This is a genomic window from Denitratimonas tolerans (assembly GCF_037203605.1).
In the GTDB taxonomy this organism is placed as follows: domain Bacteria; phylum Pseudomonadota; class Gammaproteobacteria; order Xanthomonadales; family Xanthomonadaceae; genus Denitratimonas; species Denitratimonas tolerans.
In genome coordinates this window covers 55,857-75,354 of sequence record NZ_JBBDHC010000002.1, presented here as the reverse complement: position 1 = coordinate 75,354, position 19,498 = coordinate 55,857, and the positions used below count along the sequence as shown (strand labels likewise).

Sequence of the window (19,498 nt, the reverse complement as noted above, 5' to 3'; positions counted from 1 at the left end):
CGGGCATCGAACACCCCGTCGGGGACGTAGCCCCGACCTGCGGAGGATTTCGTAGGTCGGCCCTACGTGGCCGACGCCGCGGGCTGCGCAGGTTTGCGCCGCGAGGCAAAATCCTCCGGTTTCTGCTGCCCTGCAATAGTTTTTTCATGAATCGCGCAGGGATGCGCATTTCTGCTATTGATGCACTGCCGCAAATGTGTGATAAGGACCGGGAGCCTGCCATAACGCAGGCAGGCTCGATCCCCCGGCCAGCGCAGGTATCACCGCCATGTCAGACCAGCAACCCACGGGTGCAGAGATCGTCGTTCGCGCGCTGCAGGAGCAGGGCGTGGAGCACATTTTCGGCTATCCGGGCGGCGCGGTCCTTCCGATTTACGACGTGCTGTTCCAGCAGGAGGCGATCGAGCACATCCTGGTGCGCCACGAGCAGGGCGCGGCGCACGCCGCCGAAGGCTATGCGCGTTCCACCGGCAGGCCGGGCGTGCTGCTGGTCACCTCCGGTCCGGGCGCGACCAATGCCGTCACCGGCCTGGCCGATGCGATGCTCGATTCGATTCCCGTGGTGTGCCTCACCGGGCAGGTACCGACCCACCTGATCGGCACCGATGCGTTCCAGGAATGCGACACCCTCGGCATCACCCGCGCCTGCACCAAGCACAACTTCCTGGTGAAGGACGTGAACGACCTGGCGCGCGTGCTGCACGAGGCCTTCCACATCGCCACCAGCGGACGCCCCGGCCCGGTGGTGGTGGATATCCCCAAGGACGTGCAGTTCAAGCGCGGCACCTACGCCGGCCCGCGCGAAGGGCTGCTGCATCCGACCTACCAGCCGCAGACCCAGGGCGATCCGGCGCGCATCGCGCAGGCCGTGGAATTGATCCTGTCGGCCAAGCGCCCGGTGTTCTACGTCGGCGGCGGCGTGATCAATGCCGGGCCGCGCGCTTCCGATCTGCTGCGCGAACTGGCGCGTCTCACCGGCTTCCCGGTCACCTCCACGCTGATGGCGCTGGGCGCGTTTCCGGCCAGCAATCCGCAGTGGCTCGGCATGCTCGGCATGCACGGTACCTACGAGGCCAACCTCACGATGCACGAGTGCGATGTGATGGTGGCGCTCGGCGCGCGCTTCGATGACCGTTGCACCGGACGCCTGGATGCGTTTTCGCCGCGTTCGCGCAAGATCCACGTCGATATCGATCCGTCCTCGATCAACAAGATCGTGCGCGTGGAGGTGCCCATCGTGGGCGACTGCGCGAGCGTGCTGGAGGCGCTGGTGGCAGGCGTTGCTCCGCGCGTGTCGGAAATCGACGCCGCCGCGCGCGAGGCGTGGTGGGAGCGGATCCAGGGCTGGCGCTCGCGCCGCTCGCTGTCGTACCTGAAATCCGATGAAACCATCAAGCCGCAGTACGCGATCGAGCGCCTCCACGCGCTCACCCGCGAGCGCGAAACCTTCATTACGACCGAGGTCGGCCAGCACCAGATGTGGGCGGCCCAGCACTTCCACTTCGACCGGCCCAACCGCTGGATGACCTCGGGCGGCCTCGGCACGATGGGCTACGGCATCCCGGCCGCGGTCGGCGTGCAGGTGGCGCATCCCGAGGCGCTGGTGATCGACATCGCCGGCGAAGCCAGCGTGCTGATGACGATGCAGGAGCTCTCGACCGCGGTGCAGTACAGGCTGCCGATCAAGCTCTTCATCCTCAACAACGAGTACATGGGCATGGTGCGGCAGTGGCAGCAGTTGCTGCACGGCGGGCGCTATTCGCAGTCGTACTCGGCGGCGCTGCCGGATTTCGTCAAACTGGCCGAGGCCTACGGCGGCAAGGGCATCCGGGTGAGCGATCCGGCGGCGCTGGATGACGCCATTCGCGCGATGATCGACCACCCCGGCCCGGTGATCGTCGACTGCGTCGTGGACAAGGCCGAGAACTGCCTGCCGATGATTCCCTCGGGGGCCGCGCACTTCGAAATGATCCTGCCCGATACCGCTGCGGCCGAAGTGACCGAAGCCGGTCGCATGATGGTCTGAGGAGCCCCCATGTCCTGCCAGAACGAAAAGCATTGCACCGGCGGCAAGCCGGCACCGTCACAGCCCGCCTCGGCATATTTCCTCAGCGACGACGTCCCGCAGCCCGTGCGCGCCACCCTTTCCGTGCTGGTGGACAACGAGGTTGGCGCGCTGGCGCGCGTAGTGGGCCTGTTCTCCGGGCGCGGCTACAACATCGAATCGCTCACCGTGGGCGAGACCGACCACCAGAAGCGCACCTCGCGCATCACCATCGTGACCTCCGGCACGCCGCACGTCATCGAGCAGATCAAGGCCCAGCTGGGCCGCCTGGTGCCGGTGCATCGCGTGGTGGATCTCGCGGTGGACAAGCCCGGCGTGGAACGCGAGATGGCGCTGGTGAAGGTGTCTGGCACCGGCGAGCAGCGCGCCGAGATGCTGCGCCTGTCCAACGTGTTCCGCGCCCACGTGGTCGACATCACCCACACCAGCTTCACCTTCGAGCTGACCGGCGCGCCCAGCAAGATCGACGCCTTCGTCGAGTTGATGATTCCGCTGGGTTTGGTGGAGATGAGCCGCACCGGCGTGGTGGCGATCAGTCGCGGCGGCGAGGCGACTTGAGGCTCGGGCCTGCGCCGGGCGCGAGCCGGAAACCTCGGCGGATCCAGCCGCTGCGAAGCGGCGCAGCCGAAGGCACCGCACCCGGCGCGTGATCCCTCCAGGGCGACGCCGCGCCGGGGCATCGGACAGAATCCGCGCGCAGAAAAAACCCCGCCGGGGCGGGGGTTTTTCGAGAGCCTGCGGAGCCCGGATCAGTTCTCGAAGCCGTCCGAGAAGATCGCGTCGGGCACCACGGCCACCACCGTCGTGAAGGCGTGGTCGTTGTTGCCCGGCAGCGGGTCGGTGCTGGCGGTGCTGGCGGCGAGCGGCGCGGCCAGGGTCTGGCCCGATGCCGCCGGCTGGACGATGACCGTCGCCGTGAAACTGCCGCTGGCCCCGGCCGCGAGCGATGCGATGCCGCACTGGACCACGCCGCTGCTGCCGATGGCGGGTTCGGAGCACACCCAGCCGACGGGTGCGGTGAGGCTGATGAAGCCCGCGCCGGTCGGAAGGGTCAGCACCACCTGCGCGCCCACGGCTTCGTCCGCGCCGGCGTTGGCGACGCTGAAGCTGTAGGTCAGCGTATCGCCCACGCTTGCGGTGGCGGCAACCGAGGCGTTGGAGACCGACAGGTCGGCGGTGCGGAAGGCGGCCACGTCGAGGAAGGCCAGCGCCGGGTCGTGGTCCGAGTTGGCGAAGGCGTTGCCGGTGTCGGTGCGGTCAGCCTGGTGGAAGTCGGCGTTGACCCGCGCGAACTCCATGCGCGGCTCGCCGACGGTCCGGGACACGACGGCTTCGTTGACCAGGATGTGGTCGATGGTCTGGGCGTTGCCGGCGAAGGTGTAGCTGTAGCGCTCGTCGCGCGGCGCAAGCTCGGTCAGCAGGATCAGGTCGGGGGTGACCAGATCGGTGCCGTCGTCGGGCACCACGGTCGCATCGTTGGCGCTGGGCTCGCCCTTGATCGTGCCCATCAGGTCGGCATAGCCGTCGTTGAACTCGTAGGCGTTGAAGTCGCCCACCAGCACGATGGCGCGGCTGGCATCGGCAGCCTGGAACTGCTGCACCAGTTCGGCCAGGAATTCGGCGTTCTGCTGGCGCTTGGCGCGGTTGCGCCGGCCCTCGCCGCCGCCGGGATTGAGCGGATCATTGAAGCAGGCGTAGTTGGCATCCGCGTCGGCGGTGCTGTCCAGGTCGATCATCGACTTGAGGTGGTTGTTGATGACGGTGACCGGGAGCTGGCTGCCGTTGGGCCCGGCGATGAGCAGGTCCACCACCAGCGGCGGGCGATCGTTGAGCAGGCCCGCGGTGTAGCTCACCCCGTCCGGGCACAGCACGTGCAGCCCGGCACCGTATTCCTGCGCGGCGCCGACCAGGGTGACGCGCGGCTGGCCGCCGACCAGCGACTTCTTCAGCAGGAATCCCAGGCGCTGGGTGCCGCTGGTGGACACCATCACCGATTGATACGCCGGATCATTGGCGGCAATGGTGCCAACGCGCGTGGCGATATCGGCCAGGGTTTCCGGGTTGGCCACTTCGATCAGGCCGAGCACGTCCGGCGTGCCGAGGTAGTTCACGATGGTCTGGGCGATCTTGTCGGCCTTGCGCGGGTAGGTGGTGCCGCCGGCCAGGGCCAGGTTCTCGACGTTGTAGCCGCCGATGGTGACGTCGGTCGGCGCGGCGACGGACACCGCCGTGCCCGCCGCCGCGCCGGTGGCGTCGACCGTGCCGAACTCCGCGTCGCGGGTCAGCACGGTGTAGCGCGCCGAAGCGTAGTCGAGCACGCCGGTCAGGTTCTCGATCACGCTACCGCTGCGCAGCGTTTTGGTGCTGCCGCCGGCGAGCAGGTTGGTCTTCACGCGCAGCAGCTCGGGATTGTTGTCCCAGCAGGGCACGTTCGCGGGCGCTTCGGCCGGCAGCGGCAGCGAGCCGGGGATCGCGGGATCGATGCCGCAGCGGAAGAGATCGACGCCGGCCTCGCGCATCGGGCGCTGGAGGCCCTCGGCCACGCCGAAAAACTCGTCGTTGGCCCCGGCACCGGTGGGCGACACCGTGACCAGGCGCGGCACGCTGACGCGCATGAACTCGTAGCGTTCGAGCTGGTCGATCGCGCCGGCCGGGTCGATCGAGGCCGGGCCGAGCACCACCGGCGCAGGCAGCGGATTGCCGGAAGACACCACGGTCGTGGTGGCGAAGGTCAGCTCGGTGATCGGCAGGCTGCCGCCCGGCCCGTACTCGGAGACGGTGCCGGTGACCTGTACCAGATCGCCCAGCGCAAGCCCGGTCGCGGCGGGGTTGCTGGCGGGGCCGAACACCAGTAGCCCTTCGGATGTGGTCGGGTCGCCGTCCTCGTCGGCCGCCAGCGACTGCAGGTAGTAGCGCTGGCTGTTGGACGTGATCGCGGTGACGATGCCGCGCGTGGTCACGATCTGGCCGTCGAAGGGCGAAATCTGCCCGGATCCCTGGATCTGGCTGATCGGGGTGAACACGATGTCGTCGTCGATGATGGTGCCGGACTTGCTGATCGGATCGGTCTGGGTGACGTCGGCACCGCTGAAGTTGGACAGGGTGACGGTGACCGTGGCGTTGCCGTCGACGACGGTGTTGGGGACGGTCTCGACCTTGATCAGATACGGCGTGGCGGCGCTGCCGTCGAGCGTGACGCTGGCGGGGCCGGTGTAGGCATAGCGCCCGGCGGGGCCGCTGACGGCGATGTCGAAGGACACCGTGTCGCCGCTGCCGATGGCCGGGGCGAAGTTGACCGTGTAGCTGAACATGGACGCGGCGGTATCGCCTTCCAGCACCGAAACCGTCGCGCTGTCGAAGCTGAAGACCGGCAGCGTCGCCGCCGCACCGCAGGCGTTGGGTGTGGCGAAGGAGTTGCGTGGCGTAGGTGCCTGTGGGGAGAAGTCCGCGGCGTTGTCGTTGCTGTCGGTGCAGCCGGCGGCGGCGCGCATCGCCGCGGTGGTGTTGGCGATTCCCGGGGCCGGGCCGCTGCCTTCAAAGCAGTTGGCGCTGCTGCCGATGCCGAGGAAATCCTGGATCGCAGCGCCGGTCGGGCAGGTGCCGGTGAGCGCCGTGGTGTTGCTGACCAGGGCAACCTTGCCGCTGGAAGCGCTCATCGCGATGCTGCCGATCACCTCGGGCGTCGGCAGCGGCGTCGTGCCGCCACCCCCCTGCGCCTGCTGGATCAGGTAGTACTGCCCGGGTTGCAGGACGTGACTGCCGAGCGGCGTCACCTGCCAGGAGGTGCCCGCGGCGGAGGTGTATTGCACGGACCAGCCGGCAAGGCTCACCGGCGTCGAGCCGCGGTTGAACAGCTCGATGAAGTCGTGGGTGTAGGTGGCACCCGAGTTGCCGCCGCCGCCGTAGGACTGGCTGATCACCACCTGCGCCGAGGCCGTACCCGCGCCGGCGAGCACGAGCGTCAACAGGCCGGCGAGCACGGCGCGCAACCGTGAATGTGTCGTCATTTGCATGGAAAAACCCCGACAGGAAGTGCAGTGCCCGATCGGGCGGTGCCCGAGCGGGTTGGAAGCCGCGAGCCTAGCAGTGTCGCGTGACGCCAATGTGTCGCTGGTTGGCACTCTCGCACAGGCGCGATCCACGCGGGACTTGCCCCGGATGGGGTGCTTGCAGTCGAATGCGGAACTTCGCGCCGCGTATCGCGGCCCGTTTCCGAAGGGGAAGTATCGAATGAACCAGACCGTTTCTCCACCGCAGCTCACCCTGCGCGCCGTACTGCTGGCCATCGTGCTGGCGGTGATCCTGGCCGCCGCGAACACCTATCTGGGCCTGTTCGCCGGTCTCACCATCGCCTCGGCGATTCCCGCCGCCGTGGTGTCGATGGGCGTGCTGCGCGCGCTGGGCGGGGGCACGATCCTGGAGAACAACATCGTCCAGACCGGCGCCTCGGCCGGTTCCTCCATCGCCTCGGGCGTGATCTTCACCATCCCGGCGCTGGTGATCCTGGGCTACTGGGACGACTTCAAGTATTCGTGGGTGCTGGCGATCGCGGGCCTGGGCGGCCTGCTCGGCGTGCTGTTCTCGGTGCCGCTGCGCCGCTCGTTGATCGTCGACCAGGGGCTGGCCTTCCCCGAGGGCAAGGCCGCGGCCGAGGTGCTCAAGACCGGCGAGAACCCGGGGCAGGGCATCAAGCTGCTGGCCGGCTCGGCGATCCTGGGCGGCCTGATCAAGCTCGCCGCCGGCAGCGGCCTGCGCCTGATCCCGGACACCGCGCAGGTGGCCGCCTGGTTCGGCAAGACCATCGGCTACGCCGGCACCAACCTGTCGCCGGCGCTGTTCGGCGTGGGCTACATCGTGGGGCTCAACATCGGCATCGTGGTCTTTGCCGGCGGCTTCATCGGCTGGAACATCGCGATTCCGCTCTACAGCACCTTCTTCCTGGAAAACGATCCGCAGCTCATGCAGTCGATCATCGCCGGCTGCGGCGGCATCGGCGGCGACGCCGAATGCGCCGCGGGCGCGATCTGGTCGGCGCAGATACGCTACCTGGGCGTGGGCGCGATGCTGATCGGCGGCGTCTGGACCCTGATCTCGCTGCGCAAGTCGCTGTTTTCCGGCGTCAAGAGCGGCATGGCCGTGGCCAAGGCGGGGGGCGGCGCAAACCTGGCGCATACCGAGCGCGACATTCCGATGAAGTACATCGGCATCGGCCTGATCCTCTTCACCCTGCCGCTGCTGGCGCTCTACCAGGCCATCGTGGGGCAGTGGACGGTAAGCGTTCCGATGACGGTCATCATGGTCGTGGCCGGCTTCCTGTTCGTCTCGGTCTCGGCCTACATGGCCGGCCTGGTGGGCTCCTCGAACAACCCGGTGTCCGGCATCACCATCGCCACCATCCTGTTCGCGGCGCTGGTGCTGGTGCTGCTGCTGGGGCGCGATTCGAGCATCGGTGCGGTGGCGGCGATCATGATCGGCGCGGTGGTGTGCTGCGCGGCCTGCATCGGCGGCGACAATCTGCAGGATCTCAAGGCCGGCTACATCGTCGGCGCAACGCCGTGGAAGCAACAGGTGATGCTCGCCATCGGCGCGGTGTCCGCGGCCCTGGTGATGGCACCGGTGCTCAACATCCTGGCCAAGGCCTACGGCATCGGCGTGGTGAGCGAGGCGCACCCCAATCCGCTGCTGGCCCCGCAGGCCACCCTGATGGCCTCGGTGGCCAAGGGCATCTTCGGCGGCGAGCTGCCGTGGACCACCATCGGCATCGGCGCGGGCATCGGCGCGGCCATCATCGCCTTCGACAGCTGGCTGCAGGCGCGCAAAGCCGGCTTCCGGGTGCCGGTACTGGCCTGCGCCGTGGGCATTTACCTGCCGATCGAGCTGTCGGTGCCGATCCTGGCCGGCGGCATCGTGGCCTGGATGGTGGAGCGCAAGTTCGGCGTCAAGGCTGACGATCCCGAGCGCGAGAAGGTCCACCAGCGCGGCATGCTGTTCGGCGCGGGCCTGATCACCGGCGAGGCGCTGATGGGCATCGGCATCGCGGTGCCGATCGTGGTGGCCGGAAGCGCCGACGTGCTGGCCTTGCCCGAGGCCCTGCAACTGGGCGAACAGGCCGCGCAGTGGCTGGGCCTGGCCCTGCTGGCGCTGACCGCCGTGCTGCTCTATCGCACCGCGATCAAGCGAACCTGAGCCGCCGCGATCACCGCATCACAGGCGTTGCCTGGCAGGGCGGAAGCGCCGCAGGCGATTCCGCTGCGGCGTGACGACGCGGTTGTCGCCTGACGTTGCGGCTTGGGTGGAGTGTCGGCGGAAACCGCTGCGCGGGCTCCGCCCTGCGAGGGCTTCCCTTTGCGGCTTGATTTGGGCGGCGGCTCAATCGGCCAGCAGGCGGCGCAGGGTTTTTGCGTAGCGTCGCGCGATGGTCTCGCGCTGATGGTGGCGGCCCTCGGCCACGACGCGCCGGCCGCCGACGAACGTTTCCGACACCAGTGGCCGGTTTCCGGCGAACACGAAGCGTTCCGGCACCTCGCCATCGCGCGCGCCAGCGAGCGCGGGCGCGTCGGGATCGAGCACGATGAGATCCGCGAAGGCACCTTCTTCCAGCCGACCCAGCGCAAGGCCGGCAGCCTGCGCGCCGCCTTGCCAGGTGTGCCGGAGCAGGGACTGGCCCACGCCCGGCGTGCGCGCGCTGCTGGCGATGTTGCGCCGCTGCGTGGCCAGGCGCTGGCCGTATTCGAGCCAGCGCAGCTCCTCCACCGGCGACACCGAGACGTGCGAATCGCTGCCGATGGAAAAGCGTCCGCCGGCGTCGAGGAAGGCGCGCAGCGGAAACAGCCCGTCGCCGAGGTTGGCCTCCGTGGTCGGGCAGAGCGAGACGCAGGCAGCGCTGGCCGCGATGCCGGAAATCTCGCCGTCGGAGAGGTGGGTGGCGTGCACCAGGGTCCAGCGCGCATCGACCGGCGCATTGTCCAGCAGCCAGCGCACCGGGCGCGCGCCGCGCGCGGCGATGCACTGCTCCACTTCGGCGATCTGTTCGGCGATGTGGATGTGGATCGGGAAGTCGTGCCCGGCCAGCGCTTCGAGCAGCGCCGGCATCACCTCCTGCGGCACCGCGCGCAGGCTGTGCAGGGCGACGCCCACGCGCAACGCATCGTTTTGCAGGCGGCGCAGCGTCGCGAGCAGGGCGAGGTAGTCGTCCAGCGCGTGGCCGAAGCGCCGCTGCCGCGGCTCCAGCGCGCGTCCGTCGAAGCCGCCGCTCATGTAGAGCACGGGCAGCAGCGTCATGCGGATGCCGGCCTGCTCCGCCGCCTCGATCAGCGCGCGCGACATCGCGGCGCGGTCGGCGTAGGGCGTGCCGTCGGGCTGATGGTGCAGGTAATGGAATTCGCAGACGTGGGTGTAGCCGGCCTCCAGCATCTCGGCGTAGAGCTGGGTGGCGATGTCGCGAAGGGAGTCGGGATCCAGCTTTCCCGCGAAGCGGTACATCAGCTCGCGCCAGGTCCAGAAGCTGTCCTCGACATTCTCCTGGTGCTCGGCCAATCCGGCCATGGCGCGCTGGAAGGCATGCGAATGGGTGTTGGGAATGCCCGGCAGTGCGAAGCGGGCCGTAGCGTCGCGCGTGGGGTCGAGTCGCCGCACACGGCCGGTCGCATCGGTGCGCAGCCGTGCGGTGGTCCAGCCGGAAGGCGTCAGGCAGCGCAGCGGAGTGGCGTCGATCATCGCGGTGTTCCTGGGGAAGGGATCGACCGGCGTGGCCGCCGGCCATTTTTCGACATGGTGCCGAAGTCGGACCGGAACCCGCGATCCGCCCGCCGGCCGATCGAAAGGATGCAGGTGCCGGAAAAACGTTCGACCGCCGGGCTTTCGGTACGGATGCGGCGTCCAGTGTAGCGGCACGCAGGCGGTCCCGATCCGTCCTGACCGACTGCGCGCCAGGGTTGGTGTTCGTCGGCTCATCGCGCGAGGCGCGGAGGCGATCCGGGCATCGCTTGGCGGGGGCGGCGGACCGGGCCGAGTCGAGCGCGCCAGCAGGTAGAATGACAGGCTCCGTTTCCGTGCCACCCCATCGAGGATTCCACCTTGATCAAGCCCCGCACTCCGCCCGGCGTCATGGAACTGCTGCCGCGCGACCAGATCGCCTTCCAGCAGATGCTCGACACCATCCGTCGCAACTTCGAGCGCTTCGGCTTCCTGCCGATCGAAACGCCGGTGTTCGAGCTGTCCGAGGTGCTGCTGACCAAGAGCGGCGGCGAAACCGAGCGGCAGGTGTATTTCGTGCAGTCCACCGGCGCGCTGTCCAATGCGGCGGAAAGCGGGAGTGCCGTGCCGGAACTGGCGCTGCGCTTCGATCTCACCGTGCCGCTGGCGCGCTACGTGGCCGAGCACGAGCACGAGCTGTCCTTCCCGTTCCGCCGCTACCAGATGCAGCGCGTCTATCGCGGCGAGCGCGCCCAGCGCGGGCGCTTCCGCGAGTTCTACCAGTGCGATATCGACGTGATCGGCAAGGACGCGCTGAGCGTGCGCTATGACGCCGAGCTGCCGGCGGTGATCCACGCCGTGTTCAGCGAGCTTGCCATCGGCAAGTTCACCATCCAGCTCAACAACCGCAGGCTGATGCGCGGTTTTTTCGAGAGCCTCGGAGTGAGGGATCCGCAGCTGCAGACGGGCGTGCTGCGCGAGGTCGACAAGCTCGACAAGCGCGGTGCGGAGCATGTGCGCGAGACGCTTGCCGGCGAAGGTTTCAGCCTCGCGGCCGATGTCGTGGCGCGGATTCTCGATTTTGTGCAGGTGCGCTCCAGCGGGCACGATGACGCGCTCGCCAGGCTCGCCGCGCTGGGGCAGGGCAGCGATGAGCTGAGCCGGGGCGTGGCCGAACTGCGCGAGGTGCTGGATCTGGTGAAGTCGCTGGGCGTGCCCGAGACCCACTACGCGCTCAATTTTTCCATCGCGCGCGGGCTGGACTACTACACCGGCACCGTCTACGAAACGACGCTCGACGATTTTCCGCAGATCGGCTCGATCTGCTCGGGCGGACGTTACGAGAACCTCGCCAGCCATTACACGAAATCGAAGCTGCCGGGCGTGGGTATTTCGATCGGGCTTACGCGCCTGTTCTGGCAGCTGCGCGAGGCCGGCCTGGTGGATACCGCCGAGAGCAGCGTCGATGTGCTGGTGAGCCAGATGGACGAGGAGCGCCTGCCGACCTATCTGGCCATCGCCAGCGAGCTGCGCGCGGGCGGGCTCAACGTCGAGGTGCAGCTGGAGCCGCGCAAGCTGGCGCGGCAGTTCCAGTACGCCGATCGCGCCGGCATCCGCTTCGTGGTGATCGTGGGTGAGGACGAGGAGGCGCGCGGCGTGGTCTCGGTCAAGGACCTGCGCCGCGCCGAGCAGTTCGAGGTCGCGCGTCCGGATCTGGCGCGCACCCTGCGGGTCGAGCTGGAGCAGGCGCGTGCGATGCGCGTGCGGATGGAAGGGGACAGCGCATGAGCGCGATCCGGCTGGATGGGCGGTCGCTGACCCGCGCCCAGGTGCGCGCGATCGCGCGCGGCGGCGTTGCGGTCGAACTGGATTCGGCGCAGCTGGAGAAGGTGCGCGCGGCGGCCGATTTCCTGGCCGAGCAGGTGGAAAAGCAGGAACCGATCTACGGTGTCACCACGGGCTTTGGCAGCAATGCCGACAAGCTCCTGGGCGCGCGCCGCGCGCGCGAGGGCCTGCCGGGCAGGCACCCTTCCGACGGCAGCCTGATGGAGGAGCTGCAGCGCAACCTGATCATCACCCACGCGGTGTGCGTGGGTGAGCCGTTCCCGGCCGAGGTGGTGCGCGCGATGCTGGTGATCCGCATCAACACGCTGATGCACGGGCACTCGGGCATTCGCGTGGACACCCTGCAGGCGCTCACGTCGCTGCTCAATGCCGGCATCGTGCCGGTGGTGCCGAAGAAGGGCTCGGTGGGCGCGAGCGGTGACCTGGCCCCGCTCTCGCACCTTGCCATCGTGCTGCTGGGCGGCGGCGAGGCGTTTTTCGAGGGCGAGCGCATGCCCGGCGCACAGGCGCTGGAGCGCGCGGGCCTGGAACCCGTTCGCCTGTCGTTCAAGGAAGGGCTTGCGCTCAACAACGGCACCGCCCAGATGCTGGCCACGGCCACCTTGGCGATCGAGCGCATGGGTGAGCTGCTGGAAACCGCGGATCTCGCCGCGGCGATGACGCTGGAAGCCTTCGCCGGCCGCACCCGTGCCTTCGATGCGCGCGTGCACGACCTGCGCCCGCATCCGGGGCAGGTCGAGTCGGCGGCGAACCTGCGCGAACTGCTCGACGGCTCCACCCTGGTCGATATTCCCTATCACCTCGTGCCGCGATTCCGCGCGTGGCTGCCGGAAAGCTGGTCCGATCCGTCCGATCAGGCGCACCACTTCGATATCTGCTGGGAGTGGGTGCCGCCTTCGCAGCGGCACGGACGCGAAGCGTTCTACACCCGCTTCCTGCCGTTCCGCGGCGGCAAGAAGCACCAGCCGCAGGACAGTTACTCGCTGCGCTGCATCCCGCAGGTGCACGGCGCGGTGCGCGATGCGCTGGCGCAGGCGCGGCGCGTGATCGACATCGAGCTCAACGCCGTCACCGACAATCCGCTGGTGTTTCCCGATACGCCCGACGCGCGCCATATCGAGGATCAGGTGATCAGCGCCGGCCACTTCCACGGCATGCCGCTGGCGCTGGCGATGAGCTATCTGAAGGCCGCCATCCCGGTGCTGGCGTCCATCTCCGAACGCCGCCTCAACAAGCTCGTCGATCCGGCCACCAACGACGGCCTGCCGGCCTTCCTGATCGGCAACGAGGACGGCACCGATTCGGGCTTCATGATCGTGCAGTACACCGCCGCGGCCCTGGTCAACGATCTGGCTTCACGCGCGCATCCGGCCAGCGTGTATTCCATTCCCACCAGCGCCAACGCCGAGGACCACGTCTCGATGGGCGCCAACGAAGCGCGCCACGCGCTCGACATGGTGGACGACCTCGCGCACGTGCTGGCGCTGGAGATCTACACCGCCGCCCAGGCGCTGGATTACCGCCGCGACATGATCGAAGCGGCGCGGGCCCTGGCGCGGCGCGGCGACGTGCTGGCCATTGCCGCCAAGGTGGCCAACGCGCCGCTGCCCGGTGACGCGGTACACGGCCAGTTCCTGGTCGAGTGCGCCGATCTCATGGCCCAGCTGGCCCGGGATGCGGACTTCCACGCCTCGCCGCGCGTGCAGCGCGCGCACGCGCGCCTGCGCGAGCACATCGCCTTCATGCAGCGCGACCGCGCCATGGATGGCGAAGTGGCCAAGGTCTGCGAACTGGTGGAGCGGGGCGTGCTGCTGGGGTGATCGGAAGCGTGTGGGAGCAGGCTTGCCCGCGATTGGCCCCTGCGGCGGGTTTTCATCGCGACCGAGGTCGCTCCTGCAAAAGCTGTCATACGGCGCAAGGGGGAGGCGCATCCGTTGCATCGATCACCGCGCCGCCCAGGCATTCCTCGCTGTCGTAGAAAACCACCGATTGTCCCGGCGTCACCGCGCGCTGCGCGCGGTCGAAGCGCACTTCCAGCGTGCCATCGTCGAGAATTTCCACGCGGCAGGGCTCGTCCGGCTGGCGGTAGCGGGTCTTGGCGGTGCAGGAAAACCGCGCGGCGGGAGCGTCGCCGCCGGTGAATGTGGCCTGCGAAGCGCGCAGCGTGCTGGATTGCAGGTACGGGCTGTCGTGGCCCTGATCGACGTAGAGCACGTTGCCGGTGACATCCTTGCCGACGACGAACCACGGCGCCTGCGGGCGACCGCGTACGCCGCCCAGGTTCAAGCCTTCGCGCTGGCCCAGGGTGTAGTGGAAGACGCCGGCGTGTTCGCCCAGATTCTGACCATCGACGGCGCGGATCGGGCCGGGCCGGGCCGGGATGTACTGGCCGAGGAAGTCGCGAAAATCGCGTTCGCCGATGAAGCAGATGCCGGTGGAATCCTTCTTCGCGTGCACCGAAAAGCCGGCCTCGCGTGCGATCTCGCGCACCCGCGCCTTGGGCAGTTCACCGATGGGAAACAGGGTGGAAGCCAGCGCCTCCTGCCCCAGCGCGTGCAGGAAATAGGTCTGGTCCTTGGCCGCGTCCACGGCGCGCAGCAGGCGGAAGCGGCCGTCGCGTTCGGCCACGCGGGCATAGTGGCCGGTGGCGATGCGCTGCGCGCCCCGGGCGCGGGCTTCATCGAGGAAGGTGCGGAACTTGATCTCGCGGTTGCACAGCACGTCGGGATTGGGCGTGCGGCCGGCGCGGTGCTCGGCGAGGAAGTGCTCGAACACCCCCGTCCAGTATTCGCTGGCGAAGTTGCGCGAATGGAAGGGAATGCCGAGCCTGCCGCAGACGGCAACCGCGTCGCGGCGGTCGTCTTCGGCGCGACACTCGCCCGAGCCGTCGTCGTCCCAGTTCTGCATGAACAGCCCGGCGATGCGCAGGCCGCGACGCTGGAGCAGGAGCGCGGCGACGGCGGAATCGACCCCGCCGGAGACGCCGACCATGGCATCGAAAGCTGGTGAAGTCATTTTGCCAAGTGAGTCATTGACAAGGGAAAACGGGATCCGGCCAGCCAGTCGTCCAGCAGCGCCTCGACCAGCGGGCTGCGAAGGCGCGCACGCTCGGCGCGCACTTCGGTGGGTGTGAGCCAGAGCGCGCGATGGATGCCGGCATCGAGCGGGCGCCCGGATTCATGCGCCAGCGGTTGGGCGGCAAATCCCACGCGCACGAACGCCTGCCCGTTCGGCGCGCGCCACTGGTAAATGCCGACCAGATGGGTGAGGCGGACGCGCCAGGCCGATTCCTCCAGGGTTTCGCGCACGGCGGCCTCGGCCAGCGATTCGCCGGCCTCCAGATGGCCGGCCGGCTGGTTGATGACATACCCGTCGGGGCTTTCCTCCTCGACGAAGAGCAGCCGCCCGTCGCGGGCGACCACGGTGGCGACGGTGACGCGCGGGCGCGGGACGCCCGCCGCGGTCACAGTTCGTCCCCGCTGACCAGCTGCTTTTCCATGCGATCGCCGATCGAGGCCGCCAGGTCGATGGCCTCATTGAGCGTGTCGGCGTCGGCATCGGCGGGGATCTTCAGCACCAGCACCGCGTTTCCCTCCGACCGCGCCCAGGCACCCAGGATCAGGTCGAAGTTCTCGGACAGGAGCCGGTTGGCGACGGTTGCCGGAATGCGGCGCTCATCGGAGCGGTAGCCGTAGGTCCAGACCTCGCGGATGCGCTGCTCGCCGGTTTCGTGCACCACGCTGCGGACCCAGACGATCTGGGTCCGGTCATCACCCAGATCGACGAGGATGCGGTAGTCCCCGTCGTCATCGATGGTGAATGGCGTGCCGTGGGCCTTCAGCAGCGGACCGATGCGAGGGTCGGGTACGGCCGGAGTCGCGCTCGATTCCGCGGCGGCGGGTTCGATGTCGGCATTGCTGGCGCCGTGCGCAACAAGCGGCAGGCAGCAGGCCACAAGCAGGGTGACAAGGCCCGAATGGATGAAGCGCGGCATGGCGTTGGCTCGTGCAGGGTGGGGAACGGATTGTCCGTCCTGCGCCGGGAAAACGCCACGTTCGGCAGCGCAGCGCCCTACTGGTTGAAGTCGAAGCTCATGTCGTGTTCGGGCGGGGCGAGGAAGTTGCCGTACACGTACTGCACGTTGCTGGTGAACAGGACCGTCATGCTGCCGGCGTCCTGCGCGCCTTCGGCGATGGTCTTGCGGCCCAGCTCGGCGGCGCGGTCGGTGATCTCGCGCACCTTGGCCTGGCTTTCCGGATTGCGGGCCAGATCCTCGATCAGGCTGTGGTCGATGCCCAGGTAGTCGGCCGGGACGTGGCTGAGCAGTTGGAACGAATTGAGGCCCAGGCCGAACTGTTCCAGACACATGCCGCAGCCGAGCCTGGACAGCGAAGCGTGCAGTTCCTGGACCGCCTTGAGGTTGGTGAAGGCCTTGGACTCGGGCAGGCTGATCACCAGGTTTTCGGGCGGCACATTGGCCTGCTTGAGGTTGGCGGCGATCCACGCCGCCAGCTTGGGGTCCTGCAGGCTTTCCACCGTGACCTTCACGAACAGCCGCGTGTTGCGCCCGCTGCGGTGCCGCTGCGCGATCGCGGCGATCGCGCGCTGGATCACCCAGCGATCGATGCGCGCCATCATGCCGTGTTCCTCGGCGATGCCCATGAAGACGCCGGGCGTCACGATGTCGCCGTTGGGGCCGGTCAGGCGCAGCAGCACCTGGAAGGTTTCCTCGGGCTCGCCGGTGAGGTGGATGATGGGCTGGAAGAACAGCACGAAACCCTCGCCCTTGAGCGCGGACTCCATATGCGCCACCCACTGCGCGATGCGCTCCTCTTCGGCGCGGTCGCGCGCTGCGGGATCGAAGATGAGGGCGCGATTGCCGCCTTCGGCCTGTGCCGACTGGATCTGGCTGACCACCTTGTTGAGCACCTGCTGGGCGCTGGCGATCTTCTGGCCGATCTGGACGCCGCCGATGCTGAGCGTGGCGTTGAGCGAATGATCGCCGACTTCAAGAATGGCGTTTTCGAATGATTTGCACAGCACCTTGGCCAGATCGCGCGTCTGGTTGTGGTTGGAGCCGCGCAGCAGCACGGCGATGCCGTGCTCGGTGAAGCGCGCGGTAATGGCGTTTTCCGGGAGCTGCCGCGCGATACGCTCGGCGGTGGCCTTGAGCAGCGCGTCGGCGTTGGCCACGCCGACCGCGTTCATCAAGGTGGCGTAGTTGTCCAGCTCCATCAGCAGCAGGGCCTGATCCGATGCGCCCTCGGCCGCGGCCGAAATCGCCACGTCCAGCTCACCAAGGAAATGCTGGCGGTTGTAGAGGCCGGTGATCTGGTCGCGCTGGCGCAGGGCGTCCAGTTCCTTGACCATCTCCGCGTCCATGAGCTGCGGACGCATCACGATCTGGATGCAGGGCTCGCCCTCGTAGCTGGCCTGGGCGAACTCCATCAGCGCGTCGAAGGTTTCGCCGTCGGCGCGGCGCGCCTTCAGCTCCAGGTTCTTCGGCGGCGGCTCGCCGCGGCTCAGGTCCTTGAGCAGCTGCTTGAACTGGTCCGCGTTTTCGGGCCCGACCATGTCCAGCAGCGGCAGGCCCTCGATCTCCTCGAAGCTCTCGTAGCCGAACATCTCCAGATAAGCCTGGTTGGCGCGGATGTGCATGCCCTCGTGCACATAGGCGATCGGATCGCGCGAGGAGGCGATGAGGGCGTCGCAGCGGCGCTCGGTTTCGCGCAGCGAGGCCTCCAGCCGACGCACCAGGCGGCGGCGCTCGGAGATGCGCGCTTCGCGCCCGATCACGAACTGCAGGAACTTCGCCCGTCCGCGCAGCGCGAATCCCCGCGCGCCCGAGGCCAGAACCTCGTTCACGCTGGCCTCGTCGAGCTGGTCGAGCAGCGCGATCACCACCACGTCCTTGCCGCTGGCCTGCGCCGCTTCGGCCACGGCCTTGAAGGGGATCGTCCTGGCCGCGTAGCTGGCCAGGATGATCTCGCCGCTGGCGTTGGTCAGGGCAGCCTCCAGCTCGGCCAGCGTCTCGGGACGACTCGGACGAACCGGGATGCCGCCGTTGCGCAGCAGGCTGATGCTCTGCTCGGCGTCGTCGATCTTGTCGTCGACCAGCATGAGACGGATGACGGATTGCTGTTTGGACATGGGTTGGGGCAGTGGAGTTTCGTCGGGTGTTTTTACACGCTTGTCGGATAATGTCCAGCACTGGAGGTCATGAAGTGCCGAAAAGCGGCAGCTTTGCAGGCGCGCCTTGCACTTCCCGGACCAGTCGCGGCAGGAGGTAGCCCGGCAGGCGCGCGCGCAGGTCTTCGTACAGCGCAACGGCGCGGGACTCCGGAACCTCGAAGTGCGCGGTGCCGGCGACGCGGTCGAGCTGGTGGAGGTAGTAGGGCTGTACGCCGATCTCGAACAGGCGCTCGGACAGGTCCGCCAGGGCGTCCACGCTGTCGTTGACCCCGCGCAGCAGCACCGACTGGTTGTAGAGCCGCACCGGGCGGCTGGCCAGCGCCGCGCAGGCCGCTGCCACCGACGGGTCGATTTCCTGCGCGTGGTTGGCGTGGATGACCATCACCACCGGCCAGGGCAGGGCGGCCAGCCAGTCGAGCAGGGCGTCGTCCACCCGCGCCGGCAGCACCACCGGCAGGCGCGAATGGATGCGCAGGCGCTTCAGGTGCGGGGCAGCGCGCAGAGCGGCGGTGAGTTCGGCCAGCTTGGCGGTGGACAGGGCGAGCGGATCGCCACCGCTCAGCAGCACTTCGTGGATGTCGGGGCTTGCCAGCAGGTGGGCGACGGCCTCGCGCCAGCCGTTCGCGGCGGCGGTTTCCTCGGCGTAGGGGAAGTGGCGTCGGAAGCAGTAGCGGCAGTTCACCGCGCAGCTGCCGGTGGCGATCAGCAGCGCGCGGCCTTCGTACTTGTGCAGCAGGCCGCGGGTCTCGCGCGCCGCCAGATCGCCGACCGCATCGATCCCGAATCCGGGGGCGCAGCGGGTTTCCTCGTCCAGCGGCAGCACCTGGCGCAGCAGCGGATCGTCCGGGTCGCCGTGGCGCATGCGCGCCGCGAAGGCGCGCGGCACCCGCAGCGGAAAGCCGGCGGCGTCGGCCGGCACGCGGTCGGCCAGATGCGTCAGCCCCAGCAGGGCGAGCAGTTCGTGCGGTCGGGTGATGGCGTCCCGGTACTGCCTGCGCCAGTCCGACGGCTGCGCGGCGCGGGGTGTTGCAGGTATCATGGCGTGCTCGGTCGGCGCTGTGCCGACTTTTCCTTGCCACCATTGTAGCCGCGCGAGCGGCAGGAACCGGAGTCCGCCTATGGCCACCCTCGGCATGAACGACGTCAAGAACGGCATGAAGATCATCGTGGACGGACATCCGTGCGTGATCGTGGATACCGACTTCATCAAGCCTGGCAAGGGCCAGGCCTTCACCCGCGTGAAGTACCGCAACATCCGGTCCGGTCGCGTGGGCGAAGTGACGATGAAGTCCACCGATTCGGTGGAAACCGCCGACGTGGTCGATACCGACATGCAGTACCTCTTCAACGACGGCGAGTTCTGGCACTTCATGCAGCCGGACACCTTCGAGCAGCACACCGCCGATGCCAACGCCATGGGCGAAACCGGGCAGTGGCTCAAGGGCGAGGAAGAGTGCGTGGTGACGCTCTGGAACGGCGTGCCGATCGCCGTGGCCGCGCCCAACTTCGTCGAGCTCAGGATCGTGGAGACCGATCCGGGCCTGCGCGGCGACACCTCCGGCGGCGGCGGCAAGCCGGCCAAGCTGGAAACCGGTGCCGTGGTGCGGGTGCCGCTGTTCGTGGGCCAGGAGGAAGTGATCCGCGTCGATACCCGCACCGGCGAATACGTCAGCCGGGTGAAGTGACGCGGGAATGAGGATC

Annotated in this window: 13 protein-coding genes; 6 read left to right on the top strand and 7 right to left on the bottom strand. The window is 68.4% G+C overall.

Translation table 11 applies throughout. From position 1 onward, the window contains the following. Nucleotides 1-268: 268 nt before the first annotated feature. Together WB794_RS01580 and ilvN are read left to right on the top strand one after the other, a co-directional pair. Nucleotides 269-2,026 (top strand): acetolactate synthase 3 large subunit, encoded by a 1,758-nt coding sequence (locus tag WB794_RS01580; RefSeq protein ID WP_337334092.1) that lies wholly within the window; start codon nt 269-271, stop codon nt 2,024-2,026. 9 nt (nt 2,027-2,035) lie between these two features. After that, on the top strand, nt 2,036-2,623 hold the full coding sequence (gene ilvN / locus WB794_RS01575; RefSeq protein WP_337334091.1) for an acetolactate synthase small subunit: 588 nt from the start codon (nt 2,036-2,038) through the stop codon (nt 2,621-2,623). A gap of 191 nt (nt 2,624-2,814) precedes the next feature. On the opposite strand, the gene WB794_RS01570 is transcribed toward ilvN, so the two are convergent. Next, entirely contained in the window at nt 2,815-6,072 is a 3,258-nt protein-coding gene (locus WB794_RS01570; protein WP_337334090.1) for a lamin tail domain-containing protein, read from the bottom strand. A 223-nt stretch (nt 6,073-6,295) separates the two neighbouring features. Between WB794_RS01570 and WB794_RS01565 the strand changes: the two genes are divergently transcribed. Then, on the top strand, nt 6,296-8,251 hold the full coding sequence (locus WB794_RS01565) for an OPT family oligopeptide transporter (protein ID WP_337334089.1): 1,956 nt from the start codon (nt 6,296-6,298) through the stop codon (nt 8,249-8,251). A 183-nt stretch (nt 8,252-8,434) separates the two neighbouring features. On the opposite strand, the gene WB794_RS01560 is transcribed toward WB794_RS01565, so the two are convergent. After that, nucleotides 8,435-9,781 (bottom strand): formimidoylglutamate deiminase, encoded by a 1,347-nt coding sequence (locus WB794_RS01560; RefSeq protein ID WP_337334088.1) that lies wholly within the window; start codon nt 9,779-9,781, stop codon nt 8,435-8,437. Between the two features lie 360 nt (nt 9,782-10,141). Here WB794_RS01560 and hisS point away from each other — a divergent pair, with 360 nt between their 5' ends. Continuing rightward, a complete protein-coding gene (hisS, locus tag WB794_RS01555) occupies nt 10,142-11,548 on the top strand; it encodes a histidine--tRNA ligase (RefSeq protein WP_337334087.1) in 1,407 nt (468 codons plus the stop codon). Then, nucleotides 11,545-13,425, top strand: coding sequence for an HAL/PAL/TAL family ammonia-lyase (locus WB794_RS01550; protein WP_337334086.1), 1,881 nt, complete (start codon nt 11,545-11,547; stop codon nt 13,423-13,425). The genes hisS and WB794_RS01550 overlap by 4 nt, the downstream gene beginning before the upstream one ends. Before the next feature lie 85 nt (nt 13,426-13,510). Here the strand turns inward: WB794_RS01550 and mnmA are convergent, their stop codons facing one another. From mnmA to epmB, 5 genes are all read right to left on the bottom strand, one after another. Further along, entirely contained in the window at nt 13,511-14,620 is a 1,110-nt protein-coding gene (gene mnmA / locus WB794_RS01545) for a tRNA 2-thiouridine(34) synthase MnmA (RefSeq protein ID WP_337334085.1), read from the bottom strand. Further along, nucleotides 14,617-15,072, bottom strand: coding sequence for an NUDIX hydrolase (locus WB794_RS01540; protein WP_337334084.1), 456 nt, complete (start codon nt 15,070-15,072; stop codon nt 14,617-14,619). The genes mnmA and WB794_RS01540 overlap by 4 nt, the downstream gene beginning before the upstream one ends. Then, nucleotides 15,069-15,599 (bottom strand): hypothetical protein, encoded by a 531-nt coding sequence (locus WB794_RS01535; RefSeq protein ID WP_337334083.1) that lies wholly within the window; start codon nt 15,597-15,599, stop codon nt 15,069-15,071. Before WB794_RS01535 ends, WB794_RS01540 begins: the two co-directional genes overlap by 4 nt. Nucleotides 15,600-15,676: 77 nt before the next feature. Beyond that, on the bottom strand, nt 15,677-17,755 hold the full coding sequence (locus WB794_RS01530; protein ID WP_337334082.1) for an EAL domain-containing protein: 2,079 nt from the start codon (nt 17,753-17,755) through the stop codon (nt 15,677-15,679). Between the two features lie 67 nt (nt 17,756-17,822). Continuing rightward, entirely contained in the window at nt 17,823-18,836 is a 1,014-nt protein-coding gene (gene epmB, locus WB794_RS01525; protein ID WP_337334081.1) for an EF-P beta-lysylation protein EpmB, read from the bottom strand. A 79-nt stretch (nt 18,837-18,915) separates the two neighbouring features. On the opposite strand from epmB, the gene efp reads away from it, so the two are divergent. Beyond that, nucleotides 18,916-19,482 carry an elongation factor P gene (gene efp, locus WB794_RS01520; RefSeq protein WP_337334080.1) on the top strand — a complete coding sequence of 189 codons (567 nt, stop codon included), beginning with the start codon at nt 18,916-18,918 and terminating at the stop codon, nt 19,480-19,482. Nucleotides 19,483-19,498: the final 16 nt, after the last annotated feature.

Bases quoted from the DNA above. Each gene is read 5' to 3' on its own strand.
- WB794_RS01580 (WP_337334092.1), top strand. From the start codon at position 269: ATGTCAGACCAGCAACCCACGGGTGCAGAGATCGTCGTTCGCGCGCTG.
- mnmA (WP_337334085.1), bottom strand. From the start codon at position 14,620: ATGACTTCACCAGCTTTCGATGCCATGGTCGGCGTCTCCGGCGGGGTC.
- WB794_RS01530 (WP_337334082.1), bottom strand. From the start codon at position 17,755: ATGTCCAAACAGCAATCCGTCATCCGTCTCATGCTGGTCGACGACAAG.
- WB794_RS01550 (WP_337334086.1), top strand. From the start codon at position 11,545: ATGAGCGCGATCCGGCTGGATGGGCGGTCGCTGACCCGCGCCCAGGTG.
- WB794_RS01560 (WP_337334088.1), bottom strand. From the start codon at position 9,781: ATGATCGACGCCACTCCGCTGCGCTGCCTGACGCCTTCCGGCTGGACC.
- epmB (WP_337334081.1), bottom strand. From the start codon at position 18,836: ATGATACCTGCAACACCCCGCGCCGCGCAGCCGTCGGACTGGCGCAGG.
- ilvN (WP_337334091.1), top strand. From the start codon at position 2,036: ATGTCCTGCCAGAACGAAAAGCATTGCACCGGCGGCAAGCCGGCACCG.
- efp (WP_337334080.1), top strand. From the start codon at position 18,916: ATGGCCACCCTCGGCATGAACGACGTCAAGAACGGCATGAAGATCATC.
- WB794_RS01535 (WP_337334083.1), bottom strand. From the start codon at position 15,599: ATGCCGCGCTTCATCCATTCGGGCCTTGTCACCCTGCTTGTGGCCTGC.
- WB794_RS01565 (WP_337334089.1), top strand. From the start codon at position 6,296: ATGAACCAGACCGTTTCTCCACCGCAGCTCACCCTGCGCGCCGTACTG.
- WB794_RS01570 (WP_337334090.1), bottom strand. From the start codon at position 6,072: ATGACGACACATTCACGGTTGCGCGCCGTGCTCGCCGGCCTGTTGACG.